Here is a 2,780-nt window from a genome sequence, read left to right on the forward strand (position 1 = left end):
CTACCGTGTTCGCGTCGGGCGGATGAACACTGAAGATCTGGCACATGAACTGGCCGACCGGATCGAGCGAGAGCAGCAACTGACTGCGTTTGTGGTTCGTTTGGACGACTGAGGAGGAGAGTTAACTAGCCTTGAATGGCAAGAAAAAGAACGCAGCCGATTCTCAATGGGTGTTGAACCCATCGGACTTTGCATTCTTGTGGGAAGAATGCAAAAGGTGCTTCTATCTGAAAGTCCGCGAAGGCTTCCGGCGCCCTTCCATGCCCATGGCCAAAATTTTTACAGTTATCGATGGTGAGATGAAAAACTGCTACTCCGGCAAGCGGACTGAGAAAGCGATGCCTTTTCTCCCTCCAGGCATAGTCGATTCGAGTGTTAGTTGGGTTCAATCGAAGCCGATCAATGTGTCAGGTCACGATACGGCATGCATGATTCGCGGGAAAATCGATACCCTTGTGAAATTCGACGACGGCTCCTACGCGATAATTGATTTCAAGACATCATCTCCGCGTGCAGAACATGTCCAGCTATACGGGCGGCAGCTTCATGCTTATGCTCTCGCACTAGAGCAAGCGGCGGTCGGACATGTGAATCTCTCACCTATTCGGCGTCTCGGACTTCTAGTATACGAACCGCGCGAGTTTGCAAACCCCACTGCCAGCGAGGCGTCACTCTCGGGAAGACTTACTTGGATTCCGATTGAACGAGACGATAGAAAGTTCCAGGGGTTCATAGGCGAAATACTCGAAGTGCTTGAGAAGCTGAGTCCGCCAGACGCGGGTGAATGTGAATGGTGCCAGTATCGCGAAGCCAGCCGCAAGAATAAGTTCTGAACTGCCTGTTATCTTCCTAAAGAGTCAAGCTAGAATTGTCCCATGCGCAGTGGACAGGGTAAGATGCTTGCCTTACTTTTCGCCGCCTTTTTCATATTTGCCTCCACAGAAGCCCCGGCTCAAGCGCAGCGAAAAGGCCGAATTGTTTTGCCACGAGAGCTCGCAACAGGCATGCCCGCAACTCTGGGTGTCCTCGGGCCAGATGGGCACACTGAAGCAACCGTGCAAATCTTATTGTCTGACGGAGAAACGCTCACCACAGACGAGAGTGGCCGAGCACATTTTCTCGCCCCCGCTTCCCCGGGTATTCTATTTGCGCGAATTCAAGGCACGGAGAATTGCGCGGCTGGTGAAGTGCAGAAGCCCGAAGATGCTGCGAAATTAAGTTTGGACGCAGCGACCCGCCTCGATCCTCTAAACGGACAAGTAGAAATCCGCGGCTCCGGGTTTGATGGCGATGCCGACAAGAATGAAGTGATTCTGGGCGCGAGCCGCGCTCTTGTCCTTGCTGCCTCTCCCTCAGAGTTGTTTGTCCTTCCTCCACCAGATTCACAACCTGGTATGACAGAGTTGAATCTGACGATCAGTGGACAGACTGCTTCAACCCCGATTACGTTGGTCCGTGTTGATGCCCCTCTGCAGAATTTTTCTCAGAGAAAGAAGAAGAGGATCAAAATTCGGATTATCGGCACAGTCGAACCCGTCAGTCTCCAGATTCACAATAATCAGCCCGACGTCGTGCAAGTGTTGAGCAAAGGGGACCTCCTCCAGACTATCGGGGGCACCGACAATTCAGTCGAAATTCGACTAAAGGGTTTGCGAACTGGAGAATTTTCCTTATCGGTTCAGATAATTAGGAAAATTGATGCCGCCAGCATGCCTGTTGCTCGGGACTTCTTGAAGGCAGCACGAAAGATCGCGCCAACCGCAGAGAAAAGTATCTTCGAGGATGTCCTCGGTAATTTAAGAAAGAACAATCCAGATGTCTCTGCGCTGCGCGTGCAACTCCAAAAACTAGCGTCAGAAGATCTTGCCGGAGATTACGGAGCTCTTATTCGCGCAGCAAAGGAATCACTCTTTGGGCCGGAATGAGCTCATCGATGCTGTGTTCAATCCTTGGTGGACGCTTCTAACGCTTTCGGTGCAACCTCCGGCAGTGTGCCTTGTGCCATTAGTTCGAGACTTCCTCGCGCCCGGTCCAGTTTTCGGTCCGCTTCGTCATAACTCTGTTGGGCGTGTCGAAGATGGCCTCCCAAGGTGTCAAACACTTTGCCAAAGGAATCGAGTTGACCCTCAAGGCCCGCGAGGCTCGCAAGAATGTGTTTCGCGTTTTCTTCAATCTGCATCCCGCGCAGGCCCATCAGGATCGCACTGAGGTATGCGTGCAGAGTGTTTGGTGAAACTGGAAGGATTCCTCTCGCGCGGCAATAATCGTCCAGCCGGCCCAGCTTCGAGTCGGAGGTCATCAACAACTCGTAAAATACTCCCTCAGAGGGCACAAACATCAATGCAAAATCCAGAGTGTTTTCATTTTGAAGGATGTATTTTTCGGAGATCGACTCAGCATGTTTGCGCACAGCCTGAAAAAACTCCTTGCGCGCATCTTCTCCAGATTCAACAAGACGACGGTAGGATTCGAGAGGAAATTTCGAATCCACCGGGATAATCTTCTCGCCGGTCCGGACAACTGCGTCCACAATGGCGCCGGTGGAAAACCGGTACTGCGTTTCATAAGCGCTGCGAGGAAGCGCATCGGCAAGTAGGCTTTCGAGCGCGACTTCGCCAAGCGAGCCTCGAGTCTTCGCACCGCTCAGCACAGTTTGCAGTGTTTGAGTCGCCTGATTCAGGTCTCGTCCTGCTTGCTGAATTTCGACCAGCTGTTTGCCAACACGTCCAAGCAGCTCCTGCGAATTCTTCAATTCCGCCGCGACAGCCTGTTGCGCCTGT

3 protein-coding genes are annotated in these 2,780 nt (G+C 52.3%); 2 read left to right on the forward strand and 1 reads right to left on the reverse strand.

Features of this window, described 5'->3' with window-relative positions:
* The first annotated feature begins 131 nt into the window (after window positions 1-131).
* Entirely contained in the window at window positions 132-833 is a 702-nt protein-coding gene (locus VGS11_10425) for a PD-(D/E)XK nuclease family protein (protein HEV2120498.1), read from the forward strand.
* A 42-nt stretch (window positions 834-875) separates the two neighbouring features.
* Window positions 876-1,925 (forward strand): IPT/TIG domain-containing protein, encoded by a 1,050-nt coding sequence (locus tag VGS11_10430; protein HEV2120499.1) that lies wholly within the window; start codon window positions 876-878, stop codon window positions 1,923-1,925.
* A gap of 17 nt (window positions 1,926-1,942) precedes the next feature.
* Here the strand turns inward: VGS11_10430 and VGS11_10435 are convergent.
* On the reverse strand, window positions 1,943-2,780 hold an 838-nt coding region (locus tag VGS11_10435), incomplete at its 5' end, for a DNA recombination protein RmuC (protein ID HEV2120500.1).

It is taken from the genome of Candidatus Bathyarchaeia archaeon (genome assembly GCA_035935655.1).
GTDB lineage: Archaea > Thermoproteota > Bathyarchaeia > 40CM-2-53-6 > 40CM-2-53-6 > 40CM-2-53-6.

Excerpts from the sequence above, each read along its gene's own strand:
- VGS11_10430 (HEV2120499.1), top strand. The coding sequence starts at position 876 with ATGCGCAGTGGACAGGGTAAGATGCTTGCCTTACTTTTCGCCGCCTTT.